Below are 23,043 nucleotides of genomic sequence, written 5' to 3'. Positions count from 1 at the left end.
CTAGGACCTGGTGGGTCCCGGTTTGCCCGCCGGGGCCCGGGCCGCGGCGGGCGAGGGCCCGGCCCGCGGCGGGCGAGGCGCCGGCCGCGGGCCCGGCATGAGGCTGACGCGGCACCGGACGCGGGCCCGGCGTGCGGCGTACGGGCGCTAGACGCGCGGCGGTCTCGCCTCGTACGGCGTGGACAGGACGACCGTGGTGCGGCTGGAGACATGGGCCTGCGACCGGATGCGGCTGAGCAGGTGCTCGAGCTCCAGCGGTGTGGCGACGCGCACCTTGAGGATGTAGTTCTCCTCGCCCGCGACGCTGTGACAGGCCTCGATCTCGGGGATGTCGGCGAGCCGGTCGGGGGTGTCGTCGGGAGCGCTGGGGTCGAAGGGTTTCACCGAGATGAAGGCGGTGAGCGGCAGGCCGACGGCCTCCGGGTCGACGACGGCGGCGTAGCCGCGGATGACTCCGCGCTGCTCGAGCCGGCGGACGCGCTGATGTACGGCCGAGGTGGACAGGCCCGTGGCCTTGCCCAGGTCGGTGTAGCTCATGCGCCCGTCCTTGACGAGCAACTCGACGATCTGACGATCCAGCTCCTCCATGCGGTGACCCTATTGCCCCGGAGGCACCCGGGCACAGTCGGGCCCGGCTCCCATCCCACTCTTTGGGCAGTTGCGGGGCACCTGCGACCGGCATGTGACGAACGCCACAGGTTTTGCGCGGTCTCGGGCGTGACCTCACGGTTATGCGGGAGTCCGTATGGGAATTGCTTGCTGTGGTCGAGGCCACTCAGATCCGGCCGACCCGTCCGAGGGGGAGATTCTCCATGCAGGAGCCTGTTGATTCCGTCGACACGTCCGACGAGTTCGACGCGTACGACACCTTTGAGATGTACCGGGTGATCTGCCCGGACTGCGAGCAGCCGATCGCGCTGCTCGCGGACGAGGACGTCCTGCCGGAGCACGCGCTCTGCCCGACGCCGTGGAACCCCTTCGTCCTGACGGTCTGCACCGGCACGGGCCGGGGCGCCGCCGAGGCCCGTCCCGCCGACGAGACCCTGGAGGTCCAGGAGCAGGACACGGGCCTGCTCCTGACGCTCCCGCAGGGCCTGGACTGGCGGACGCAGCCCTTCTCGCACGTCGGCGGCCCGGGCTCGCGCCCGATCAAGGCGGCCCAGCTGCGCCGCGCCGCCTGACCAGGCTCCGCGTCCGCGCCCGCGCCCGCACCGGCGCCCGCGTCCGCCGGGTCGTCACCAGTAGCGTCCCCGCACCATCGCCGCGAGCGTGGCGTGGTGCAGGATCAGGCTGTCGACGTCCTCGGCGCGCCGCGGCACCTCGACCTCTCCGAAGTACGCCTGGCGGTACGCGATCCTGAGCATCACGATCGCGTGCCGCAGCGCCGCGTACAGGGTGTGGAAGTCCATGTCGCGCGGTGTGTGCCCGGTCAGTTCGGCGTAGCGCCGCTCGACCGCGTCGCGGCGCAGGAAGTCCGGCAGACCGGGCTGGCCGAAGCCGACGGTGAGGTCCTGGAAGAAGCGGTGCAGATAGACCGTCCAGCCGAGGTCGACCTCGCGCGGGGCGTATCCGGCCATCTCCCAGTCGAGGACGGCGGCGGGCCGGAAACCGTCGTAGACGATGTTCCCGATCCGGGCGTCGCCCCAGTTCAGCACGGCCGGCCCCTCGTCGGCGGGCCAGTGCGCCTCCAGCCACGCGAAGGCCTCCTCGATGAGCGGCGAGGGCGCGAGGCCGTCCACCACCCAGGCGTAGTAGGCGCGTTGGGCCTCGACGTGACGGCGCAGCGGGCTGCCCTGCCCGTCGGGAAGCAGGAACTCGGCCTCCTTCGCCGGGAACTGGTCGTGGAGCCGGGCGAGGACCGCCACCGACTCGGCCTCCAGGAGGGCGCGTTCGGCGTCGTCGGCCGCGTGCAGCCAGTTTCCCTCGTACGTGTAGGGCATGACGTCCGGCGGCACCCTGCCCTCGGCGCGGGCCATCACGAAGAACGGCGCGCCGAGCGGTTCGGGGTCCTCCTCCAGCCAGAGCACCCGTGGCACGGGCACGTCGGTGCGCTCGCCGACCAGGCGCATCACCCGGTACTGGCGCGCCAGGTCGTAGACCGGGAAGACGGTGTACGCGGCGGGGTCGGCGGCCAGCCGCAGCGCGCAGCCGCGGACCGGGGCGTCGGGGTGGTCGAGGTCGAAGAGCAGGGTCTCGCTGGACATCCCGTTGGAGCCGGGCACGGCGAGCCCGGTCACGCGGGCGCCGGGCAGCAGCCGGCCGAGCCAGGCGGCGAGCCGGCGGCCGAGCTCCTCGGGATCGCGGGTGGTCGTGCGGGGACGGGGCGCGGTGGCCATGGCGGCGGCTCCTTTACGGGGCGGTGGCGGCGTAGTCGGCGAAGCCGCTGGGGTCGTGACGGCCGAAGGAGCCGTGCTCGAAGATGCCGTAGCCGGTGCGGCCTTCGAGGGTGAAGCGGGCGGCGTGGTCGGTGACGCCGAAGGCGGCCATGGGGTGGGCGGCCGGGTCGGAGAGGTCGTAGACGCGTCGGTCGGTCCAGTTCCGGCCCTGCCAGCTGCCGTGCTGCCAGTCGGGTGCGGGCGGGTAGCCGGCGCCGACGGCCAGCGGCGAGGAGGCGAGGATCTCGACGCCGATCTCCAGCGGCTTGCCGGCCGGGTCGGTGAGATGGACGACGGCGCGTGCGGGATCGCGGGTGCCGGGGCGGTAGGTGATGTCGGTGCGGGGCCAGCCGAGCTGGGTGTCGCGGCGGCCGTTGCGTACGAGCAGCGCCTCGTTGAGGGTGCGGTAGCCGTCGGCGTCCTCCTGGGCGATGACCATGAGGAAGCGGTCGTCGAAGCGCATCGGGATCCAGAGCCAGTGGAAGCCCTCGGGGCGGAACTCCTCGGCGCGACCGGGCTCTTCGCCGGGCAGGGGCCGCACGCCCCAGCTGCGGTCGCGGGTGCCGGTCCACTCCCCCGCCGTGACCGTGAACTCCTCGCCGCCGGCCCGGATGGTGCCGGTGGCGTGTCCGGCCTGGACGAAGCGGCGGCCCTCCAGGGTGAGGCGGTCGCCGCGGCGCTGGGTGTGGTGGGGCTCCCAGACGGCGGGGAAGTCGCCGGTCCAGGTGAGGTCGAAGGAGAGCGCGTCGGGGTCGTCGGGATCGGGTGCGCAGTGCAGGCCGAGCCGCCGCAGGGGCTCGTCGACGGTGATGCGCAGCGGGCCGACGGAGAGGTCCATGCGGTCCTCGCCGAGGGCGTCGGAGGCGCGCACGGCGTGCAGCCGGTCGCCGGTGCGCAGGGTCGCGTAGGCGTCGACGACTCCGGTGTTGGGGTAGACGCCGAGGCCGGCGACGAGCAGGGCGCGGCCGTGGTGGTCGAAGACGTGGAAGATGCAGCGGTCGTAGGCGTTCCGGTCGCCGCTGACGTGGTGCTTCATGGAGAGAGGTGCCTGGTGCACGGGGTACTCGTCGAGCGGGACGGGCCGGTCGTCTGACACGTGTAGCCTCCTGGGCGCGATCTCCTGGGCCGCGAACGGGAATTGACGGTACGTCAGAAACGGCGCCGGGGACCAGAGCCGTGCAGGGCGGGGCGCCCGGGGCCGTACGGCGGGGACGGGTCGAACTCCCGCCCGACGGCCTTCGGCGGTGACCGGAAAGCGGGCCTGAACGTTGGGCAGGGCATGACCACGCTGTATACGACACCCAGCGGATACGGCCGGCACCGGCAGCCCGATCCGCACTTTGAAGAATCGGTTCAGCGGGAGGCCGGGCCGCCGGCGCCCGTGCCGGTACCGGTCCCCGGGCCGGCGCCGACGGCCGTGCCCGGTACGGCCCTGCCCGGTCACACCGCGCCCGGTCACGCCGCACCCGGCCCGGCCGCGCACCCGGCGGACCCGCCCATCTACACGGCCGTCCTCCAGCTCTGGGCCAGCCGCGGCAGGACCCTGCCCGGCCACCGCGACCAGGAGTGGAGCCGGCTGGCCGCCGGACCCGTCTGGGCGGACCGCACCGTACGCGTCAGCGGGACTCTGGTCCGGCAAGGTGACGGGCGATGACCACCCGCTGGATCTGATTGGTGCCCTCGACGATCTGGAGCATCTTCGCCTCCCGAAGGAAGCGTTCGACGGGAAAGTCCGCGGTGTAGCCGTAACCGCCGAGCACCTGCACCGCGTCCGTCGTGACCCGCATCGCCGCGTCCGAGCAGAACAGCTTCGCCATCGCCGCCTGCCGGGAGAACGGCCGCCCCTCGTCGCGCAGGCGCGCCGCCTCCAGGTACAGGGCCCGGCCCGCCTCGATCTGCGTGGCCATGTCGGCGAGCAGGAAGCGCAGGCCTTGGAAGTCGGCGATCGGCCGGCCGAACTGGCGCCGCTCGCGCGCGTACGCCACGGCCACGTCCAGCGCGGCCTGCGCGAGCCCCACGGCGCAGGCGGCGATCCCGAGCCGCCCGGAGTCCAGGGCCGCGAGGGCGATCGCGAAGCCCTGCCCCTCCGCCCCGATCCGCCGCGCGTCCGGGACGCGCACGCCGTCGAGGTGCACCTGCGCGGTGGGCGAGCCCTTCATCCCCATCTTCCGCTCGGGAGCGGCGGCGCTCAGCCCCGGCGCGTCGCCCGGCACCAGGAAGGCCGTGATGCCCTTCGGGCCCTCGCCGCCGGTGCGGGCCATCACGGTGTAGAAGTCGGCGATCCCGCCGTGGGTGATCCACGCCTTGGTGCCGTCGAGCACCCACTCGTCGCCGTCCCTGACCGCGCGGGTCCGCAGCGCCGCCGCGTCGGAGCCCGAGGACGGCTCGGACAGGCAGTACGCACCGAGCAGCCCGCCGCCGAGCATCGCGGGCAGGTGCGCGGCCCGCTGCTCCTCCGTACCGAAGACGGCCAGGGCGTGACAGGCGAGGCTGTGCACGCTGACCCCGAGGGCCACGGTGAGCCGGGCGGCGGCCAGCTCCTCCAGCACCTGCAGATGGACGGTGTACGGCTGGTCGCCGCCGCCGTACGCGGAGTCGTACGGCAGTCCGAGCAGCCCGGACGCGGACAGCAGCGAGAACAGCTCGCGCGGGAAGCGGCCCGCGGCCTCCTCCTCGGCGGCCCTGGGCGCGACCTCCCGCGCGACGATCTCCCGCACGAGCGCGAACAGCTCCCGCGCCTCCTCGCTCGGCAACCGCCGTTCCACGGACATGTCGGCGCCCTCCTCCCTCTCGGCCCCTCATGCTCCCCCGCCGGCCACCCCGCCCCCCGACGCCAGGCGGCCCCGCCCCCGTACTTTCCCCGTTCGGCGGCTTCCGCGCTTCGCTTGAGCAGCGAACCAGTCCGGTTCTACGTGAATCACCCCTCTGCAGACCTGGCCCGGCTCTCGGCCTTGTACCGTCAGCGACATGGCCGGCTCTTGGGACATGGCTCAGGCTCTGCGCGGCGGGATACGCGACAGACGGCAGGCATGGGATTGTGTCCGCGACTTCGCTGCAGCTTGGTCGGCCCCACTGGGTGACGCCTCCGGCACACAAAGGACGGAGTTGGAGCAGGCCGAGGCAGCCCTCGGACTCCGCCTGCCCGTGGCGCTGCGCGAGGGCTACTCACTTCTCGGTGCGACACGACACGACCTCACCGGCAACCTGGATCCGCTGCTGCCACCCTCCGAGCTCTTCGTACACGACAAGTTCGGAGAAGTCCTCGTCTTCCGCAGCGAGAACCAAGGGTGTGCCTTCTGGGGCGTTCGTCTGCGGGACCTCGATCAGGACGATCCGCCGGTGTTCGTGCAGTCGCGAGACGGTTGGATCCCCTTCACGGAGCGGGTCTCCCTCGCCTGGGTCGAACTTGTCCTCAGCGAGACGCTGTTCAGCGACGGGCGGCTCTACAACGCGTGCGAACTGTCCGTGGAAGTGATCCGTGAGCTACCGCGGCTGTTCACACACGCCGAGCTGCCCGACTACCCGATGTGGACAGGGCCCGAGGAAGCACCCGTGCGCTGGTTCTCCGCACCAGGAAAACTTCTGCGGTTGGACGGGCAGGGTGACCGGAGCTGGCTGCACGTTCGAGGAAGGACAGCCGCCGCCCTGGAGTCGATCACCGCGACCGTCCCCGGGCCATGGGCGCGCGGCTACTTCCCGCTCCCCGAAGTCGACGAGCTGCCCTTCTGAGCGAGTGATCGCAGGGGAAACATCGTGCTCAGTCTCGGCAGCCTGCGCGATGCCTCGTCCTCGCAGCGCACGTCCCACCGCTCACCAAGCGGCCCAAGCCTTCCCTCTTCGTCGCTCTGCTCGGCGTCGACGGCCTCGTAGAACGCTTCTACGCACTCGTCATCGACGCCGGTCAGGATCTCGTACGCCTCCATGGCGACATAGTCGAGCGACTCCCAATCCGGCCAGTCGTCGTTCCACGTTGGGTTCTGTTATTTCGGCCTGTGGATGGTGGGTCTCGACCTTGCCGGCGACCTCCGCGACAGTTCGCCGCGCAGCCACGCAGAGCGTGCATCCGGTCCCCGCGCCTGCCGTCGGCACTCTTCGATGAGCTCCCAGAACGAATCGATGTCCACGGCGGCACTGTGCCAGGCGCCTCTGACACCAGACGGTTCACGGGCTATGTTCGAGCGGTGGAGAATCCGGAGATCGTCATCAAGCTCACCCCGGATGAGGCGCTGGTCCTGTCGGACTGGCTGGAGCGGGTGCAGATGACCGACCTCAGCCGTCTCGTCGACGATGCGGCGGTCTGGGCGCCCCTTCACCGCATCGCCGGAACACTCGACAAGTCGCTGCCCGGGATCTTTGCGGCGGACTACGCCGAACGTCTGGACGCGGCCCGCCGCAGGCTTCGTCCGACCCTGGACGACGACACCGATGATCACCAGGAGGCGGACGCGTGAGCCGAGTCGCGGAGCTGAAGCGCCTGGCCGGACGGCGCCGGTGGCTCGCTCCCGCAGTCGGCGCCGCGCACGCTCACAGCAGGCCGAGCGCCCGCAGGGCGCGGCGTTGGGGTGGGGTCGGTCGGTTCGGCCAGAAGAGGTAGCAGATGCCGCCCGTGCCGCTTCTTACCTTGCCGTTCGCGTCGTACCGCTTGGTCCGGAGCCAGATGTTCTCCCATTCGTGGCGGCGGTAGACCCGGCGGACGGCGGGGTTGTTCGGGGAGGCGGGGTCGTTGGCGATGACGTCGCCGTCGGCGGTGAAGCCGATCACGGTCATCAGGTGGCCGGAGGTGCCGTAGCCGGCGCCGGTGAGTTCCTCCTTGCGGAAGGACTGGGACGTTATGGCCGGGATGCCGGCGCGGATCAGGGTCTCCAGGTCGGTGAGCGAGCCGAGTCGGGTCACCACCGCGTTCAGGTCGGGGTAGGTGGCGGCGTAGGCGGCGTTGAAGGGCCAGTTGCCGCAGCCCGCGTACTGGTAGTCGTAGGTGAAGCGGGCGGCGTGGCACACCTGCGGGTCGGCGAAGTCGGGGTTGACCCAGGCGAGGTCCTCGGCGGCGGGGCGGCGGCCCCAGTACTCGACGATCATCTGCGAGGAGGTGGGGCTGCACCAGGCCTCGCCGCCGTTGTCGTACTCCGGGTACTGGCCGACGTGGGTGTTCTGCGAGTAGCGCGGCACGGTCAGTTCGTGGTCGAGGCCCGGCGCGGAGGCGGGCACGGTGAAGCGGTCCGGGATGTCCGAGGCCATCGCGCCGAGCCGCCAGACGGTCGGGGTGAGGGTGGTGCCGGGCGTGCGGTGGAGGGTGAGGCGCAGCCGGTAGGAGACGAGGCGGAGTCCGCTCGCCGGGTCGTCCACGGAGAAGGTGTCGGTCCAGATGGTGGCCTTGCCGTCGCTCTGGTCGTCGACCGAGGTGCGGCGGATGTCGGTGTCGCCCGAGGCCCAGCGGCCCATGACGAACCAGGGCGTCTCGGTGCCGTCGCCGTACGTGCCGCGCAGGTCGACCTGGAGCCAGGTGCCGGGCGGCGTGTGGGCGTTCCAGGAGGCGACGACCTCGGTGGCGGGGACGGTGGAGGTGTGGACGGGCGAGGTCCAGGTCGCGTACTCCCAGGTGCCGGTCCGGCCGGTGTGCGGGTCGGTGTAGTCGGTGCGGCCGGCCGGCGTGTCGATGACCAGGCCGGGGCGGTGGCCGGCGACGGCCCGGGTGCCGGCGGGCGTGCCGCAGCGCCAGTCGGTGTAGGTGCTCCAGAAGCGGTTGTCGACGAGGCCGGGCGCCGGGGTACCGGCCTCGGGACCGGCCTCGGCGGCGTCGCAGACCTCGGCCGGGATGCCGGCCGCGGCGCCGGCGCAGGTCTCGGCGGCGCTCGCGGGAGCGGCGGAGGTGGCCGCGGCCGTGCCGGCGGCGGCCGCGAGGGCGGCGGCGAGGACGGTACGGCGCGGGGTGGCAGGGGGCATGGGCGGTGACCCTCCAGTCGGTGGTGGTGAAGGGACGGGCTGCGGGCCCACTATCGCGGCTCGTGGAGGGCTTCTGCCAGCGATTCGACGCGTGCCGCCCGAGCAATATTGGTCTTCACCAGTGGCGCTGCGGGCAGCGCTGACCTGCGGCGGGCCGCCGCCGGCGGTTCCCCTAGGCTGGAGCCCATGAACGATCTCGACCGCGCGGCGGCGTCCTTGCGCCGGCTGCCGCCGTCCTGCGGACCGGTGCGGCTCGTCGCGGTCGACGGTCACGCGGGCTCCGGCAAGTCGACGTTCGCCGGCCGGCTCTCGGTCGCGCTCGGCGGCGCGCCCGTGCTGCACCTCGACGACCTCGCCAGCCATGCGGAGCTGTTCGCGTGGACGGACCGGATGCTCGCCGAGGTGATCGGGCCGCTGTCGCGGGGCGAGACGGCGCTCTACCACCCGTACGACTGGACGCTGCGCTCCTTCGGTCCGCCGAGGCCGCTGCCGCCGGCGCCCGTGGTGCTGGTGGAGGGTGTGGGGGCCGGGCGGCGGGCGCTGCGGCCGTTCCTGGCGGGGCTGCTGTGGATGGAGCGCGGTCCCGAGGAGTCGTGGGGGCGCGGCCGGCACCGCGACGGGCCGGAGCTCTCCTCCTTCTGGGACGGCTGGACCGTGGCGGAGACTCGCCATTTCGCCGAGGACCCTTCGCGGCCCTTCGCCGACGCCCTGGTACGGGAGGTGCCTGAGGGGTACGTGTGGCTGCCAGGGCCTTGTGTGACAGCAGGCCCGAACCAGACCATCACCCAGGGTGACGGCTCTTCGCCCGCAAACTGAGCACATGGAAGTCCGCTTCCGCAAGTGCCTCAACTCGGCTTGACCCAAGGGGCGTACAGGTCTTACGTTCTCAATGTGCGGCTCCTCGGAGTCGCCGCGGACGCGAAGCCCCCGGTTGTTCCCCCGTGATCGGGGGCTTCGTTCCGCCCCACGCTCACCGAGGGTCACCGTCGGTGGGCCGGCGCCGGTTCGCGTCGATCACGGCGGATCGCCTTCTTCTCCCTCATCACGCACCCTCTGCGCAGGTACGATGCCCCTCGGTGCGGTCAATTCCCGTCCACGTGTAGATGGTTGTGGGGGACCCGATGGACTTCGGCACACAGGGCGCGCACGCCCCCGCCGAGCTCGCCTGGCTGCGCGGAGTCGACGCCTACACGATGGGCGCCTATCCGCAGGCCGAGGAGGAGTTCCGTACGGCGGTGCGCATCGACCCGGGCATGGCCGACGGCTGGCTCGGTCTGCACGCGCTGCGGGTCGACACCACGACCGCCCTGCTGCGGATGTACCGCAACCGGGAGCGGTTCGGCGAGCAGCGCACCCGGCACCGCAAGACCCTGAACTCCTGGTACTGGCTCGGCTGGTGGGTGCAGCCGGTCCTGGAGAGTCCCCGCGACCTGCTGCTCGCGCACGCCTCGCACTGGCTCGACGGCCGCCATGTAGCCGAGCTGGACCGGGCGCTGGCCGGGCTGCCGCCGGTCGACACCGACCCGCAGGTCCGCTTCCTGCACGCCTGCCGGGCGTATCTGGTGAAGGACTGGGACCAGCTGGTGCGGCACACCGAGCCGCTGGTCGACGACCCGATGCTGGGCATCGAGGCCGGGCTGTTCGGCGGCATGGCCCGGGTGCGGCTGGAGATGTACGGGCAGGCCGAACCGCTGCTCGCGGCGGCGCTCATGCGCTGTCGCAGCGAACAGCCGCAGCGCAAGGAGCTGCGCTACTGGCTCGCCCGGGCGCACGAGGGCACCGGCCGCAGCGCCGCCGCGCTCCCGCTCTACCGGGCGGTGCACCGGATCGACCCGGCGTTCATGGACACGGCGGCCCGGCTCGCCGCCATCGCCGAGTACGACGGCTTCGAGGGCACGGACGACCTGATCGGCTTCGCGCCGGCCGTCTACGGCGGGCTCGGCCAGGACACCGTGGACGGCGAACGGGCCGATCCCGACCTGGCGGCAGGCGACGGGCTGCTGCTGCGGCCCGAGGTGCCCGGTCCGCCGCCCGCGCCGCCGGAGCCGCCGGACTTCGAGCGCCAGAAGGCGGTGGTCCCCCCGCAGCCGGTGCCGCCCCGCTTCCCGGCCGGCACCACCGATCCGGAGCTGCTCGCGGAGGCGCTCGCCGAACTGGAGCGGATGGTCGGACTCGAGCCGGTCAAACGGCAGGTGAAGGCCCTGTCGGCGCAGCTGGAGATGGCGCGGCTGCGCGCCGGGCAGGGCCTTCCGGTCCAGCCGCCGAAACGGCACTTCGTCTTCTCCGGCCCCTCGGGCACCGGCAAGACCACCGTCGCCCGCATTCTCGGCCGGGTCTTCTACGCCCTCGGGCTGCTCGGCGGCGACCATCTCGTGGAGGCCCAGCGGGCCGACCTGGTCGGCGAGTTCCTGGGCCAGACCGCCGTCAAGGCCAACGAGCTGATCGACTCGGCGGTCGGTGGGGTGCTCTTCGTCGACGAGGCCTATTCGCTGTCCAACACCGGCTACAGCAAGGGCGACGCCTACGGCGACGAGGCCCTCCAGGTCCTGCTGAAACGGGCCGAGGACAACCGCGACCACCTGGTGGTGATCCTGGCCGGCTATCCCGAGGGCATGGACCGGCTCCTCGCCACCAACCCCGGGCTGTCCTCCCGCTTCACCACGCGGGTCGACTTCCCGTCGTACCGCCCGCTGGAGCTCACCGCGATCGGCGAGGTGCTCGCCGCCGCCAACGGCGACGGCTGGGACGAGGAGGCGCTGGACGAGCTGCGGTCGATCAGCGGGCACGTCGTCGACCAGGGCTGGATCGACGAGCTCGGCAACGGCCGCTTCCTGCGCACCCTGTACGAGAAGTCCTGCGCCTACCGCGATCTGCGGCTGTCCGGCTATCCGCGCACCCCGAGCCGCGAGGACCTCGCCACGCTGCGCCTGCCGGACCTGATGCAGGCGTACGGCGAGGTCCTGTCGGGCCGCGGCCCCGCGGACCGCGGCCCGCAGGAACCGCCGGCGATCTGACGTCAGCCGGTCAGTGCCTCCGCCGCCCGCGGGTGCTGCGGCGGTGGCAGCAGCCGGTGGGCGGGGTCCCTGACCTCGCCGACCAGCATCTCCAGGACGTCCTCCAACGCGACCAGGCCGAGCACCCGGCCGGAGGCGTCCGCCACCTGGGCCAGATGGGTCGCGGCCCGGCGCATCACGGTGAGCGCGTCGTCGAGCGGCAGCTCGGCCCGCAGCGTGGCCATCGGGCGCCACACGTGCTGGGGCACCGCCCGCTCCCGGTCCTCCAGGTCCAGGACGTCCTTCACGTGCACGAAGCCCATGAAGGTGCCCCGGCCCTCGGCCCGTACCGGGAAGCGGGAGTAGCCGGTGCGGACGGTCAGCTCCTCGACGGCGCGCGGGGTGACCGACGGCGGCACGGTGACCAGCGCCGAGGACGGGATCAGGACGTCCGTCACCGGGCGGGTGCCCAGCTCCAGGGCGTCCTCGAGGCGCTCCTGCTCGGCCGGGTCGAGCAGCCCGGCCTGGCCGGCGTCCTCGACGAGCCGGCCGAGCTGCGCACTTGTGAAGACGGCCTCGACCTCGTCCTTGGGCTCGACCTTGAAGGCCCGCAGGACGAGGCGCGCGCAGGCGCCCAGCGCGCTGGTGACCGGCCGGCAGAGCCGGGCGAAGCCCACCAGGCCCGGCCCGAGCAGGAGCGCGGTGCGCTCCGGGTCGGCCATGGCGAGGTTCTTCGGGACCATCTCGCCGATCACCAGGTGGAGGAAGACCACGGCGGCGAGGGCGAGCACGTATCCGAGCGGGTGGATCAGGCCTGCCGGCACGCCCACGGCGTGGAAGACGGGTTCGAGCAGCCGGGCCACGGTCGGCTCGGCGACCGCGCCGAGGGTGAGGGAGGCGACGGTGATGCCGAACTGGGCGGCGGCCATCATCTGCGGCAGGTTCTCCAGGCCGTGGAGGACCTGCCGGGCCCGGGCGCCGCCCAGTGGCTCGATCTGGCTGCGGCGGACGGAGACGAGGGCGAACTCGGCGCCGACGAAGAAGCCGTTGGCGAGGACCAGGAGGACGGCGAAGAGGAGGGGAAGCAGACTCATCGGACGGCCTCCGCCGGGACGGGCACCGGGGCGGTGCGCATGATCCGCACCCGTTCGGCGCGGTAGCGGTCGACCTGGCGCACCGAGAGCCGCCAGCCGGGCAGTTCGGCCCGGTCGCCCGCGGCCGGGATGCGCCCGAGCAGATCGGCGACGAGCCCGGCGACCGTCTCGTACGGCCCGTCGGGCACGTCGAGGCCTATCCGCTGCAGGGTGTGCACCCGGCAGGAGCCGTCGGCCTCCCAGATCTGACTGCCGTCGTCGGAGGGCACGGCGGCCAGCTCGGACCGTCCGTCGGCAGCGGTGTCGTGCTCGTCGCGGACCTCGCCGACGAGCTCCTCGACGATGTCCTCGAGGGTGACGACGCCGGCGGTGCCGCCGTACTCGTCGACGACGACCGCGATCGGCTGCTCACGGCGCAGCCGCTCCAGAAGCGTCTGGGCCGGCAGCGACTCGGGGACGAGCAGCGGCGGGACGGCGATCCTGCCGACCGGGACGCGGTGCCGCTCGTGCGGGACGACGGCCAGCGCGTCCTTGAGGTGGACCATGCCGACGATCTCGTCGATCCGCTCGCGGTAGACCGGGAAGCGGGACAGGCCGGTGGCCCGCGTGAGGTTGAGGACGTCGGCCGCGGTGGCGTCCGACTGGAGGGCGCTCATCTTGACCCGCGGGGTCATGAGCTGCTCGGCGGTGAGTCCGCCGAGCGTCAGGGTCCTCACGAAGAGGTCGGCGGTGTCCTGTTCGAGGGCGCCGGCCTGCGCCGAGTGGCGGGCCAGGGAGACCAGCTCGCCGGGCGTGCGGACCGAGTCGAGCTCGTCGGCCGGTTCCACGCCGAAGAGCCGGACGAGCCGGTTGGCGACGGTGTTCAGGAGGCTGATCACCGGACGGAACAGCGACGAGAAGACGGCCTGCGGGCCGGCGACGAAGCGGGCGACCTGGAGCGGCCGGGAGACCGCCCAGTTCTTGGGCACGAGTTCGCCGACGACCATCTGCACGGCGGAGGCGAGCAGCATGCCGACGAGCACGGCGATGCCGGAGACGACGCCGTCGGGCAGGCCGGTCGCGGTGAGCGGCCCGTCGAGCAGCCCGGCGAGCGCGGGCTCGGCGAGCATGCCGGTGACCAGCGAGGTGATGGTGATGCCGAGCTGGGTGCCGGAGAGCTGGAAGGACAGCTCGCGCAGCGCCCGGACGACGCCGCGGGCCCGGCGGTCGCCTTCGGCGGCGGCGCGCTCGGCGTCGGCGCGTTCCACCGTGACGAGGCCGAACTCGGCGGCCACGAAGAAGCCGTTGGCGAGGATCAGGAGGAAGGCTGCGGCGAGCAGCACAAGAGAGACGATCATGCCGCCGCCTCGGGTGAGGGGGCGGCGCAGGTACTACCGGACGATCCGTCCATTGCTGGAGGGAGTCACTCCTCGGGTCGTAGGGCTGCCTCGCGGGCCGCCGGCGGGCGGCCCTGCACATGCGAGGCGGTGGTGCCGCTCGGCACCACCGCCTCCAGATTAGTCACGCCCGCGCCGTCGCGGGCAGGGGGTCGGCCCCGTATGGGGGACGGATCAGGGTCCGTCCCCGGGTCCGCTCGGGGTCAGCGGGCCTCGGCGCCGGTGCCCCGGGTCTCGGCGAGGGCGCGCAGCGCGCGGGCGTCGCGGATGGCGCGTTCCTTGGCGATTCCGGGCTGGATGCCGAGGGCGGGCAGGCTGGTGCCGTCGCTCAGGTCCAGGAAGACCCAGGGGTCGCCGGGGCGCAGGTTGACCTTGAGGATCTCGGCCCAGGCCAGTCGGCGTGTCCGGGTGATGTTGACCACCGTGACGCCCTGGTCGTCGGCGACGATCTTGGGACGGCTGAGCAGCACCAGGACGCCCAGGAAGAGCGCCGCGGTGAAGAAGAAGCTGACCCGCTCCGCCGGGCTGACCCGCTCCAGCATCAGCGCGACGCCGGAGATGACCATGAACATGGTGAGGCCCACGGTCAGCAGGACGATCCGGGTGCGGGCCGGCCGGAAGGTGACCGGCAGGGCCGGAGCGGTGGTGTCGGACATGGTTTTCCGGATCCTTGCGGTCTTTCAGAGGCGGCAGGCGTGGATGGCCGTCGTGAGGATGGCGCGGGCGCCGAGCTCGTACAGGTCGTCCATGACCTTCTGCGCCTCCTTGGCGGGGACCATGGCGCGGACGGCGACCCAGCCCTCGTTGTGGAGCGGCGAGACGGTCGGCGACTCCAGGCCCGGGGTGAGGGCGACGGCCTGCTCCAGGTGCTCGGCCCGGCAGTCGTAGTCCATCATCACGTACGACCGGGCGACCAGGACGCCCTGGAGGCGGCGCAGGAACTGCTGCACCTTGGGGTCGTCGGTGGGGGCGCCGGTGCGGCGGACCACGACGGCCTCGGAGGTGAGGATCGGGTCGCCGATGACCTCCAGGCCGGCGTTGCGCAGGCTGGTGCCGGTCTCGACGACGTCCGCGATGATCTCGGCGACGCCCAGCTGGATCGCGGTCTCGACGGCGCCGTCGAGGTGGACGACGGAGGCGTCGACGCCCTGCTCGGCGAGGTGCTTGGCGACGATGCCCTCGTAGGAGGTGGCGATCGTCATGCCGTGGAAGTCGGCGGGGCCGCTCGCGGTGCCGGGGCGGGTGGCGTAGCGGAAGGTGGAGCGGCCGAAGTTCAGCGGCAGGATCTCCTCGGCGTTGGCGCCGGAGTCCAGGAGCAGGTCGCGGCCGGTGATGCCGATGTCGAGCCGGCCGGACGCCACGTAGATCGCGATGTCCTTGGGACGGAGGTAGAAGAACTCCACCTCGTTGTCCGGGTCGACGGTGACGAGCTCCTTGGACTCCTTGCGCTGCCGGTAGCCCGCCTCATGGAGCATCTCCATCGCAGGTCCGGAGAGGGAACCCTTGTTGGGGACGGCGATGCGCAGCATGGGGTGGGCTTCCTTTGCCTCAGGAGTTGCAGAAGTGCTGATGGTGGTGGTGCTCGGTGGTGCTTCGGTACGCGGGGGTTCTTCGGTACGCGGTGGTGCTTCGGTGCTCGGTGGGTGCGGTGCTCAGAGGTGGGCGTAGACGTCGTCGAGCGAGATCCCGCGGGCGACCATCATCACCTGGACGTGGTACAGCAGCTGCGAGATCTCCTCGGCGGCGGCTTCCTTGCCCTCGTACTCGGCGGCCATCCAGACCTCGGCGGCCTCCTCGACGACCTTCTTGCCGATGGCATGGACGCCCTTGCCGACCAGTTCCGCGGTGCGGGAGGTGGCAGGGTCGCCGTTCTCGGCCTTGAGCTTGAGCTCGGCGAAGAGCTCTTCGAAGGTTTTGTTCGCCATGATGTCCTAAGAGTACGGGGTACGAAGGCGCCACTCAGCGCCAGGGTTCGCTGACCGTACGCAGCGTGGTCGCGGTGGCGACGGCGGCGGTGACGGCCTCGTGGCCCTTGTCCTCGCGGGAGCCCTCGAGGCCGGCCCGGTCGAGGGCCTGCTCCTCGTTGTCGACGGTCAGGACGCCGAATCCGACGGGTACGCCGGTGTCGATCGAGACCTGGGTGAGGCCGTGGGTGACGCCCTGGCACACGTACTCGAAGTGCGGCGTTCCGCCGCGGATGACGACGCCGAGCGCCACGATGGCATCGTAGCCGCGTCCGGCGAGCACCTTCGCCACGACCGGGAGCTCGAAGCTGCCGGGGACGCGGAGCAGGGTGGGCTCCTCGATGCCGAGTTCGGCCAGGGCGCGCAGGGCGCCGTCGACGAGGCCGTCCATGATCTTCTCGTGCCACTGGGCCGCGATGACCGCGACGCGGAGGTCGCCGCAGTTCTTCACGCTGAGGACGGGTGCGCCCTTGCCGCTCATGTTTCTCCTTGCCGGTGTTCGTACGCGATACAGAGGATGTCGGGATCGGGGACTACTGGTTGCCGCAGGTGCCGGCCGGGGTCCCGTCCAGCCAGGGCAGGTCGTGGCCCATCCGGTCCCGCTTGGTGCGCAGGTAGCGGAGGTTGTGCTCGCCCGCCTGGACCGGCATGGGCTCGCGGCCCTCGACGGTGAGGCCGTGGCGGGTGAGGGCGTCGATCTTGTCGGGGTTGTTGGTCAGCAGCCGCAGGCTGCGCACCCCGAGGTCGGTGAGGATCTGCGCGCCGGCGGCGTAGTCGCGGGCGTCGGCGGGCAGCCCGAGCTCCAGGTTGGCGTCGAGGGTGTCGCGGCCGCGCTCCTGGAGTTCGTAGGCGCGCAGCTTGGACAGCAGGCCGATGCCGCGGCCCTCGTGGCCGCGCAGATAGACGACGACGCCGCGGCCGGCCTCGGTGATCCGGTCCATGGAGGCCTCCAGCTGCGGGCCGCAGTCGCAGCGCAGCGAGTGGAAGACGTCGCCGGTGAGGCACTCGGAGTGGACCCGGACGAGGACGTCGCGTCCGTCGCCGATCTCGCCGTGGACGAGGGCGACGTGCTCGACGCCGTCGACGGTGGAGCGGTAGCCGTACGCGGTGAAGTCGCCGTGCCGGGTGGGCAGCTGGACCGCGGCCTCGCGGCGGACGGTCGGCTCGGCGGAGCGGCGGTAGGCGATCAGGTCCTCGATGGAGATGATCGTCAGGCCGTGCTTGCGGGCGAACGGGACGAGCTCGGGCAACCGCAGCATCGCGCCGTCCTCGCCGGCGATCTCGACGATCGCGCCGGCCGGGCGGAGTCCGGCGAGGCGGGCGAGGTCGACGGCGGCCTCGGTGTGGCCGTTGCGGGCCAGGACGCCGCCGGGCTTGGCGCGCAGCGGGAAGATGTGGCCGGGCCGGACGAAGTCGCCGGGCTCGTGGGCGCCGCCCGCGAGCATCCGCAGGGTGGTGGCGCGGTCGGCGGCGGAGATGCCGGTGCTGACGCCGTGGGCCGCGGAGGCGTCGACGGAGACGGTGAAGGCCGTCTTCATGGACTCGGTGTTGTCCTCGACCATCTGCGGCAGCCGCAGGCGCTCCAGCTCGTCGGCCTCCATGGGGGCGCAGATCAGGCCGCGGCACTCGCTCATCATGAAGGCGACGACCTCGGGCGTGGCCTTCTCGGCGGCGATGACGAGGTCGCCCTCGTTCTCGCGGTCCTCGTCGTCGACGACGACGACGGGCCGGCCGGCGGCGATGTCCGAGATGGCCTGCTCGACGGGGTCGAGGACGAGGTCGGTGACCTCCCAGGCGGGAAGCGCGCTCATGCCGCACTCCTTTCGATCGCTGCTGCGCCCGCGCGGCGCGGACGTGCGGCCGTCGCGTTCGTCCGCGGCCGGGCGGCCGCGTGTGCCTCGCTCACGACAGGGCTCCTTCCAGGGCGGGAGCGGTGCGCGAGCGGAGCCACCAGTCGCGCATGCCCCAGATGACGAGGGCGAAGTAGATGACGTAGACGAGGCCGGAGAAGGCGAGGCCGCTGCTGAAGGCGAGCGGGACGCCGACGAGGTCGACGAGGAGCCAGGCGAACCAGAACTCGACCAGGCCGCGGGCCTGGGCGACCATCGCGACGAGGGTGCCGACGAAGATGTACGCGTCGGCCCACGGGCTCCAGGAGAGCGACGGGTAGAGCGTGAAGAGGCCGCCGACGGCGAGGGTGCCGAGCGCGGCGCCGGCCAGCAGCACGCCGCGCTCCTTCCAGCTCGCGAAGCGGACGGCGATGGAGCCGTCCTGCGCCTGCTGCTTGCCGCGGTTCCACTGCCACCAGCCCCAGGCGGCGACGCCGATGACGAGGAGCTGCTTGCCGACGCCGCCGGACAGGTGCGCGGAGGCGTAGGCGCCGACCAGGATCACGCCGGAGAGCAGCTGGGCGGGCCAGGTGAGGATGGAGCGGCGCCAGCCGAGGGCGAGGGCGATCAGACCGATCGTGTTGCCGATCATGTCGGACCACAGGATGTGCTGGTCGAGGACGGTGAACGCCTCGGAGTTGAGCCAGTTCACTTGACGTTCTCCCGGGCGTTCGGGCCGAGCAGCCGCTCGACGTACTTGGCGATGACGTCCACCTCGAGGTTGACCGGGTCGCCGCTCTGCTTGATGCCGAGCGTGGTCAGGTCGAGGGTGGTGGGGATGAGGCTGACGGTGAACCAGTCGTCGCCGACCTCGACGACGGTGAGGCTGACGCCGTCGACCGTGATCGAGCCCTTCTCGACGACGTAGCGGGCGAGCGGGGCGGGCAGGCCGACCTTGACGATTTCCCAGTGCTCGGAGGGCTCGCGCTCGAGGACGGTGCCGGTGCCGTCGACGTGTCCCTGGACGATGTGGCCGCCGAGGCGCCCGCCGACGGCCATGGGCCGCTCCAGGTTGACGCGGGAGCCGACCTCGAGGGCACCGAGCGAGGAGCGCTTGAGGGTCTCGGCCATCACGTCGGCGGTGAACTCGCCGTCGCCGCACTCGACCACCGTGAGGCAGACGCCGTTGACGGCGATCGAGTCGCCGTGCCGGGCGCCTTCGGTGACCACGGGGCCGCGCAGGCGGAAGCGGGAGGCGTCCGCCAGCTGCTCGACGGCGACGACCTCGCCCAGCTCTTCGACGATTCCGGTGAACACGGTCAGGCTCCCTTGAGGGTCGCAGTGATACGCAGATCGGGGCCGATGCGCACGGTCTCGGTGACGTCGAGACGCAACGCGTCGGCGATGGTGCCGATTCCGGCGTCGGCGAGGGCGGCGGGGCCGGCGCCGAGCAGGACGGGCGCGAGATAGCCGACGACCTGGTCGACGGCGCCCGCGGCGACGAAGGCGCCCGCGAGGGTGGGGCCGCCTTCGAGGAGTACGGAGCGGACGCCGCGTGCGTACAGGGCGTCCAGGAGGGCGGGGACGGACAGGCCGCCGGCCGCGCGCGGCAGCCGTACGACGTTCTCCAGCGCGGTCTCGGCGTCCTCGGCGACCGCGATCAGGGTGGGCGCGGCGTCGTCGAGGACGCGGGCGCCGGGCTTCACGGCGGCGGCCTCGGTGTCGACGACGACCCGGAGCGGCTGGACGGAGCCCTCGGCGGCGTCGGCCGCGTCGGCGCCGCGCACGGCCAGGTGGGGGTCGTCGGCGCGGGCGGTGCCGGATCCGACGACGACGGCGTCGGACTCGGCGCGCAGCCGGTGGACGTCGGCGCGGGACTCGGCGGAGCTGATCCAGCGGGAGGTGCCGTCGGCGGCGGCGATGCGGCCGTCGAGGGTGGCGGCGTACTTCCAGCGGACGAAGGGCCGGCCGCGGCGGACGGAGGTGAGCCAGGCGATGTTGCCGGCCTCGGCCTCGTCCTCCAGCAGGCCCTGCTCGACCTCGACGCCGGCCGCGCGCAGGGTGTCGGCGCCGCCGGTGGCCTGCGGGTTCGGGTCGCCGACGGCGTAGACGACGCGGGCGATCCCGGCGTCGATCAGCGCCTGCGCGCAGGGGCCGGTGCGACCGGTGTGGTTGCAGGGTTCGAGGGTGACGTAGGCGGTGCCGCCGCGGGCCAGGACGCCGGCCTCGCGCAGGGCGTGGACCTCGGCGTGCGGGCCGCCGGCGCGCCGGTGGTGGCCGGCGCCGACCTGGTGGCCGGAGGCGTCGGTGATGACGCAGCCGACGACCGGGTTGGGGCTGGTGGAGCCGAGACCGCGGGCGGCGAGCGCGATCGCGCGTCGCATGGCGGTGATGTCGGCCTGGGTGGCCACCGGGTCCTCCTGCCTCTTCGGGCACGGACTCCGGGGCCTGTCGATGTCGACAGAGAGCGGGTACGACTCCTCGCGCGGGGTGCGCCGAGGCCGAGGGTCCTCCGGTGCGCCGGGAGCCGGCCTGGCGAGGCCGACGCGGCGACCAGCGGACGTACGGCCGGCTCACCCCGGATGAAGGGGTCGCCCGCCGCGCACTGCCTCCCATCCGGACTTTCACCGTCGGTCCAGGAATCTCACCTGGTCAACCGGCCGCTGGCTTGCGGACGGGTCGCGGACTATACCGCCGGTTCGGAATTACACCGACCCCGGAGTGCGCTGCTGCTGATACAGGGCCAGTGTGCCACGGACGTGGACCGGCCATACGGGTGAGGTCCTGTGGGCTGGCTCACAACTCGCCATGACCCTGCCACGAATCGCCTCGTTGGTCCAGACCTATTGACGCACTGGTCTAGTCCTCTTAATCTCCGTGTCACCTCCGAGGTAACGGCCCGCCGGCGTGCGCACTCCACGGGCCCGACACGACCCACCCCTTTTTCGTTGTGTTCTGCCGACTCCCCCTGCGCCTGGCGGCGCGGTGGTACCCCCACCCCTGGAGGAACCGAACGTGCTGTCCCCCACGACGAAGAGAGCGAGCCTGCTCGCGTCCGGCGCCGCCGTCGCCGGACTGCTGATCAGCTCACTCGCCGCAGGCGGCGTCTCGTACGCGGCCGACAACGAGTCCTGTCGGCCCGACGGCCTCTACAGGACGCCCGGCGTCGACGTCCCGTACTGCTCGGTCTACGACACCGAGGGCCGCGAGAAGATGGGCGCGGACCACCAGCGCCGCGTCATCGGCTACTTCACCGGCTGGCGCACCGGCAGGAACGGCGAGCCCGCCTACCTCGCCAAGGACATCCCGTGGGACAAGGTCACCCACGTCAACTACGCCTTCGGCCACGTCGGCGGCGACAACAAGCTGTCCGTGGGCACGGACGGGGCGGACAACGCGGCCACCGGGATGACCTGGCCCGGTGTCGCCGGCGCCGAGATGGACCCGGCCTACGCGTACAAGGGCCACTTCAACCTGCTCAACAAGTTCAAGAAGCAGCACCCGAACGTCAAGACGCTGATCTCGGTGGGCGGCTGGGCGGAGACCGGCGGCTACTTCGACGACAAGGGCGCCCGGGTGAACTCCGGCGGCTTCTACGCGATGGCGACCAACGCCGACGGGTCGGTCAACCAGGCGGGGATCGACACCTTCGCGAACTCCGCCGTCGACTTCATCCGGAAGTACGGCTTCAACGGCGTCGACATCGACTACGAGTACCCGACGACGATGAAGGACGCGGGCAACCCGCTCGACTGGCAGCTCGCCAACGCCCGCCGCGCGGGCCTGGTCCAGGGCTACGCGGCCCTGATGAAGTCGCTGCGCGAGAAGCTCGACCGGGCCGGCGCCGCCGACGGCAGGCACTACCTGCTGACCGTCGCCGCGCCCTCCTCCGGCTATCTGCTGCGCGGCATGGAGACCTTCCAGATGCAGAAGTATCTGGACTACGTCAACATCATGTCCTACGACCTGCACGGGGCCTGGAACGAGTACGTCGGCCCCAACGCCTCGCTCTTCGACGACGGCAAGGACGGCGAGCTCGCCGCGGCCGGCGTCTACGGCAGCCAGCAGTACGGCGGCATCGGTTACCTCAACACCGACTGGGCCTACCACTACTTCCGCGGCTCGATGCCGGCCGGCCGCATCAACATCGGCCTGCCCTACTACACCCGCGGCCACAAGAACGTGCAGGGCGGCACCGACGGCCTGTGGGGCAAGGCGAGCGCGACCAGCTGCCCGGCCGGCTCCGGCCTGACCAAGTGCGGTGACGGCGCCGTCGGCATCGACAACCTGTGGCACGACAAGGACACCGGCGGACAGGAGTCGCCGGCCGGCTCCAACCCGATGTGGCACGCCAAGAACCTGGAGAAGGGGATCGTCGGCGACTACGTCACGAAGTACGGCTTCCCCGCGAACACCACGCTGACCGGCACGTACGCCCGCAAGTACGACTCCACGCTGGTCGCGCCGTGGCTGTGGAACGCGCAGAAGAAGGTCTTCCTGTCCACCGAGGACGAGCAGTCGGTGGCCGCCAAGGCCGACTACGTGGTCGACCGCGGCATCGGCGGCACCATGGTCTGGGAGCTGGCCGGCGACTACGGCTGGAACGCCGCCAAGGGCCAGTACGAGATGGGCTCCACGCTCACCTCGCTGATGTACGACAAGTTCAAGGCCGCCACCCCGTACGGCGCGAGGAAGTCGAACAAGGCGCTGCCGGCGCAGGCCGTGAACGTGGGCGTGGAGTTCACCGACTTCAAACTGGGCGACTCCAACTACCCGATCACCCCGAAGCTGAGGATCACCAACAACACGCGGACGACACTGCCGGGCGGCACCGAGTTCCAGTTCGACTACGCGACCGCGGCCCCGAACAACGCCTCCGACCAGTCCGGCTTCGGCACCAAGGTGATCAGCAGCGACCACACGGGCAGCAACGTGGGCGGTCTGAAGGGCGACTTCCACCGGGTCTCGCTGAAGCTCCCGGCCTGGCAGTCGCTGGCCCCGGGCGCCACCGTCGACCTGGCCTTCAACTACTACCTTCCGGTCTCGACCCCGTCGAACTGGACGGTGACGGTGGGCGGCACGGCGTACGCGCTCGCCGGCGACCTGGCGCGCGGCACGACGACGGTGGAGCCGGGCACGACGACCCCGCCGACCACGCCGCCCACCACCCCGCCGACGACTCCCCCGACCACGCCGCCCACGACCCCGCCGACGACGCCGCCGACCTCCGGCTGCACGGCCCCGGCGTACGTGGCGGGCACGGTCTACAACGCGGGCAACCTGGTCTCCCACAAGGGCCACACCTGGAAGGCCCAGTGGTGGACCCAGAACGAGGAGCCGGGCACGACCGGCGAGTGGGGCGTCTGGAAGGACCAGGGCGCCTGCTGATCCGCACTCTCTGAGAAGCCCCCGGCGGCGGTCTCACGGCCCTTGCCGCCGCCGGGTCCTCCCCCGCCCGCGCCGCGTCCCCTG

22 protein-coding genes and 1 riboswitch are annotated in these 23,043 nt (G+C 72.1%); of the genes, 7 read left to right on the top strand and 15 right to left on the bottom strand.

Features of this window, described 5'->3' with window-relative positions; genetic code table 11:
- Positions 1-147: 147 nt before the first annotated feature.
- On the bottom strand, positions 148-588 hold the full coding sequence (locus ACIGO8_RS20515) for an Lrp/AsnC family transcriptional regulator (RefSeq protein ID WP_382548111.1): 441 nt from the start codon (positions 586-588) through the stop codon (positions 148-150).
- 224 nt (positions 589-812) lie between these two features.
- On the opposite strand from ACIGO8_RS20515, the gene ACIGO8_RS20510 reads away from it, so the two are divergent.
- Entirely contained in the window at positions 813-1,181 is a 369-nt protein-coding gene (locus ACIGO8_RS20510) for a hypothetical protein (protein ID WP_399732288.1), read from the top strand.
- Positions 1,182-1,235: 54 nt separating this feature from the next.
- On the opposite strand, the gene ACIGO8_RS20505 is transcribed toward ACIGO8_RS20510, so the two are convergent.
- Together ACIGO8_RS20505 and ACIGO8_RS20500 are read right to left on the bottom strand one after the other, a co-directional pair.
- A complete protein-coding gene (locus ACIGO8_RS20505) occupies positions 1,236-2,336 on the bottom strand; it encodes a phosphotransferase family protein (RefSeq protein WP_399732285.1) in 1,101 nt (366 codons plus the stop codon).
- Between the two features lie 13 nt (positions 2,337-2,349).
- The gene (locus tag ACIGO8_RS20500; RefSeq protein WP_399732282.1) at positions 2,350-3,471 is read right to left on the bottom strand and encodes a hypothetical protein; all 1,122 of its coding nucleotides are present in this window, start codon (positions 3,469-3,471) and stop codon (positions 2,350-2,352) included.
- A 183-nt stretch (positions 3,472-3,654) separates the two neighbouring features.
- On the opposite strand from ACIGO8_RS20500, the gene ACIGO8_RS20495 reads away from it, so the two are divergent.
- The gene (locus ACIGO8_RS20495) at positions 3,655-4,029 is read left to right on the top strand and encodes a hypothetical protein (RefSeq protein WP_399732280.1); all 375 of its coding nucleotides are present in this window, start codon (positions 3,655-3,657) and stop codon (positions 4,027-4,029) included.
- Here ACIGO8_RS20495 and ACIGO8_RS20490 read toward each other — a convergent pair.
- Complete coding sequence (locus tag ACIGO8_RS20490; protein WP_399732276.1) at positions 3,992-5,146, bottom strand: acyl-CoA dehydrogenase family protein; 1,155 nt, start codon at positions 5,144-5,146, stop codon at positions 3,992-3,994. The genes ACIGO8_RS20495 and ACIGO8_RS20490 overlap by 38 nt on opposite strands.
- A 334-nt stretch (positions 5,147-5,480) precedes the next feature.
- Between ACIGO8_RS20490 and ACIGO8_RS20485 the strand changes: the two genes are divergently transcribed.
- Positions 5,481-6,104, top strand: coding sequence for an SMI1/KNR4 family protein (locus ACIGO8_RS20485; RefSeq protein WP_399732274.1), 624 nt, complete (start codon positions 5,481-5,483; stop codon positions 6,102-6,104).
- A 452-nt stretch (positions 6,105-6,556) separates the two neighbouring features.
- Positions 6,557-6,826 (top strand): hypothetical protein, encoded by a 270-nt coding sequence (locus ACIGO8_RS20480; protein WP_399732271.1) that lies wholly within the window; start codon positions 6,557-6,559, stop codon positions 6,824-6,826.
- 73 nt (positions 6,827-6,899) lie between these two features.
- Here the strand turns inward: ACIGO8_RS20480 and ACIGO8_RS20475 are convergent, their stop codons facing one another.
- Complete coding sequence (locus tag ACIGO8_RS20475) at positions 6,900-8,315, bottom strand: peptidase C39 family protein (RefSeq protein WP_399732268.1); 1,416 nt, start codon at positions 8,313-8,315, stop codon at positions 6,900-6,902.
- Positions 8,316-8,501: 186 nt separating this feature from the next.
- Here ACIGO8_RS20475 and ACIGO8_RS20470 point away from each other — a divergent pair, with 186 nt between their 5' ends.
- Positions 8,502-9,131 (top strand): uridine kinase, encoded by a 630-nt coding sequence (locus tag ACIGO8_RS20470; protein ID WP_399732266.1) that lies wholly within the window; start codon positions 8,502-8,504, stop codon positions 9,129-9,131.
- 305 nt (positions 9,132-9,436) lie between these two features.
- A complete protein-coding gene (locus tag ACIGO8_RS20465) occupies positions 9,437-11,329 on the top strand; it encodes an AAA family ATPase (RefSeq protein ID WP_399732263.1) in 1,893 nt (630 codons plus the stop codon).
- A gap of 2 nt (positions 11,330-11,331) precedes the next feature.
- Here ACIGO8_RS20465 and ACIGO8_RS20460 read toward each other — a convergent pair whose 3' ends face one another.
- From ACIGO8_RS20460 to ribD, 10 genes are all read right to left on the bottom strand, one after another.
- On the bottom strand, positions 11,332-12,402 hold the full coding sequence (locus tag ACIGO8_RS20460; RefSeq protein WP_399732259.1) for a hemolysin family protein: 1,071 nt from the start codon (positions 12,400-12,402) through the stop codon (positions 11,332-11,334).
- Positions 12,399-13,739: a hemolysin family protein gene (locus ACIGO8_RS20455; RefSeq protein WP_399732256.1), complete on the bottom strand. Its 1,341-nt coding sequence runs from the start codon at positions 13,737-13,739 to the stop codon at positions 12,399-12,401. Before ACIGO8_RS20455 ends, ACIGO8_RS20460 begins: the two co-directional genes overlap by 4 nt.
- 242 nt (positions 13,740-13,981) lie before the next feature.
- Positions 13,982-14,434, bottom strand: coding sequence for a PH domain-containing protein (locus tag ACIGO8_RS20450; protein ID WP_399732253.1), 453 nt, complete (start codon positions 14,432-14,434; stop codon positions 13,982-13,984).
- Between the two features lie 24 nt (positions 14,435-14,458).
- Positions 14,459-15,307 carry an ATP phosphoribosyltransferase gene (gene hisG / locus ACIGO8_RS20445; RefSeq protein WP_399732250.1) on the bottom strand — a complete coding sequence of 283 codons (849 nt, stop codon included), beginning with the start codon at positions 15,305-15,307 and terminating at the stop codon, positions 14,459-14,461.
- A 123-nt stretch (positions 15,308-15,430) separates the two neighbouring features.
- Positions 15,431-15,703, bottom strand: a complete 273-nt coding sequence (locus ACIGO8_RS20440; protein WP_376637414.1) for a phosphoribosyl-ATP diphosphatase — start codon at positions 15,701-15,703, stop codon at positions 15,431-15,433.
- Positions 15,704-15,737: 34 nt separating this feature from the next.
- Positions 15,738-16,223 (bottom strand): 6,7-dimethyl-8-ribityllumazine synthase, encoded by a 486-nt coding sequence (gene ribH, locus ACIGO8_RS20435; RefSeq protein WP_399732248.1) that lies wholly within the window; start codon positions 16,221-16,223, stop codon positions 15,738-15,740.
- Between the two features lie 52 nt (positions 16,224-16,275).
- Positions 16,276-17,553 carry a bifunctional 3,4-dihydroxy-2-butanone-4-phosphate synthase/GTP cyclohydrolase II gene (locus tag ACIGO8_RS20430; RefSeq protein ID WP_399732245.1) on the bottom strand — a complete coding sequence of 426 codons (1,278 nt, stop codon included), beginning with the start codon at positions 17,551-17,553 and terminating at the stop codon, positions 16,276-16,278.
- A 91-nt stretch (positions 17,554-17,644) separates the two neighbouring features.
- A complete protein-coding gene (locus ACIGO8_RS20425; RefSeq protein ID WP_399732449.1) occupies positions 17,645-18,223 on the bottom strand; it encodes a nicotinamide riboside transporter PnuC in 579 nt (192 codons plus the stop codon).
- Between the two features lie 56 nt (positions 18,224-18,279).
- Complete coding sequence (locus ACIGO8_RS20420; RefSeq protein WP_399732242.1) at positions 18,280-18,888, bottom strand: riboflavin synthase; 609 nt, start codon at positions 18,886-18,888, stop codon at positions 18,280-18,282.
- Between the two features lie 2 nt (positions 18,889-18,890).
- Entirely contained in the window at positions 18,891-19,982 is a 1,092-nt protein-coding gene (ribD, locus tag ACIGO8_RS20415; protein ID WP_399732239.1) for a bifunctional diaminohydroxyphosphoribosylaminopyrimidine deaminase/5-amino-6-(5-phosphoribosylamino)uracil reductase RibD, read from the bottom strand.
- A 187-nt stretch (positions 19,983-20,169) separates the two neighbouring features.
- Positions 20,170-20,300, bottom strand: a riboswitch (FMN riboswitch).
- A gap of 286 nt (positions 20,301-20,586) precedes the next feature.
- Between ribD and ACIGO8_RS20410 the strand changes: the two genes are divergently transcribed.
- On the top strand, positions 20,587-22,959 hold the full coding sequence (locus ACIGO8_RS20410; RefSeq protein WP_399732236.1) for a chitinase C-terminal domain-containing protein: 2,373 nt from the start codon (positions 20,587-20,589) through the stop codon (positions 22,957-22,959).
- Positions 22,960-23,043: the final 84 nt, after the last annotated feature.

The organism is Streptomyces sp. NPDC053493, from assembly GCF_044544825.1.
Classification (GTDB): Bacteria; Actinomycetota; Actinomycetes; order Streptomycetales; family Streptomycetaceae; genus Streptomyces.
This window is presented reverse-complemented; position numbering and strand designations above follow the sequence as displayed.

Coding starts and splice junctions, on each gene's coding strand:
- ACIGO8_RS20515 (WP_382548111.1), bottom strand. CDS start 588: ATGGAGGAGCTGGATCGTCAGATCGTCGAGTTGCTCGTCAAGGACGGG.
- ACIGO8_RS20510 (WP_399732288.1), top strand. CDS start 813: ATGCAGGAGCCTGTTGATTCCGTCGACACGTCCGACGAGTTCGACGCG.
- ACIGO8_RS20505 (WP_399732285.1), bottom strand. CDS start 2,336: ATGGCCACCGCGCCCCGTCCCCGCACGACCACCCGCGATCCCGAGGAG.
- ACIGO8_RS20495 (WP_399732280.1), top strand. CDS start 3,655: ATGACCACGCTGTATACGACACCCAGCGGATACGGCCGGCACCGGCAG.
- ACIGO8_RS20490 (WP_399732276.1), bottom strand. CDS start 5,146: ATGTCCGTGGAACGGCGGTTGCCGAGCGAGGAGGCGCGGGAGCTGTTC.
- ACIGO8_RS20475 (WP_399732268.1), bottom strand. CDS start 8,315: ATGCCCCCTGCCACCCCGCGCCGTACCGTCCTCGCCGCCGCCCTCGCG.
- ACIGO8_RS20470 (WP_399732266.1), top strand. CDS start 8,502: ATGAACGATCTCGACCGCGCGGCGGCGTCCTTGCGCCGGCTGCCGCCG.
- ACIGO8_RS20465 (WP_399732263.1), top strand. CDS start 9,437: ATGGACTTCGGCACACAGGGCGCGCACGCCCCCGCCGAGCTCGCCTGG.
- ACIGO8_RS20460 (WP_399732259.1), bottom strand. CDS start 12,402: ATGAGTCTGCTTCCCCTCCTCTTCGCCGTCCTCCTGGTCCTCGCCAAC.
- ACIGO8_RS20455 (WP_399732256.1), bottom strand. CDS start 13,739: ATGATCGTCTCTCTTGTGCTGCTCGCCGCAGCCTTCCTCCTGATCCTC.
- ACIGO8_RS20450 (WP_399732253.1), bottom strand. CDS start 14,434: ATGTCCGACACCACCGCTCCGGCCCTGCCGGTCACCTTCCGGCCGGCC.
- hisG (WP_399732250.1), bottom strand. CDS start 15,307: ATGCTGCGCATCGCCGTCCCCAACAAGGGTTCCCTCTCCGGACCTGCG.
- ACIGO8_RS20440 (WP_376637414.1), bottom strand. CDS start 15,703: ATGGCGAACAAAACCTTCGAAGAGCTCTTCGCCGAGCTCAAGCTCAAG.
- ribH (WP_399732248.1), bottom strand. CDS start 16,223: ATGAGCGGCAAGGGCGCACCCGTCCTCAGCGTGAAGAACTGCGGCGAC.
- ACIGO8_RS20430 (WP_399732245.1), bottom strand. CDS start 17,553: ATGAGCGCGCTTCCCGCCTGGGAGGTCACCGACCTCGTCCTCGACCCC.
- ACIGO8_RS20425 (WP_399732449.1), bottom strand. CDS start 18,223: ATGATCGGCAACACGATCGGTCTGATCGCCCTCGCCCTCGGCTGGCGC.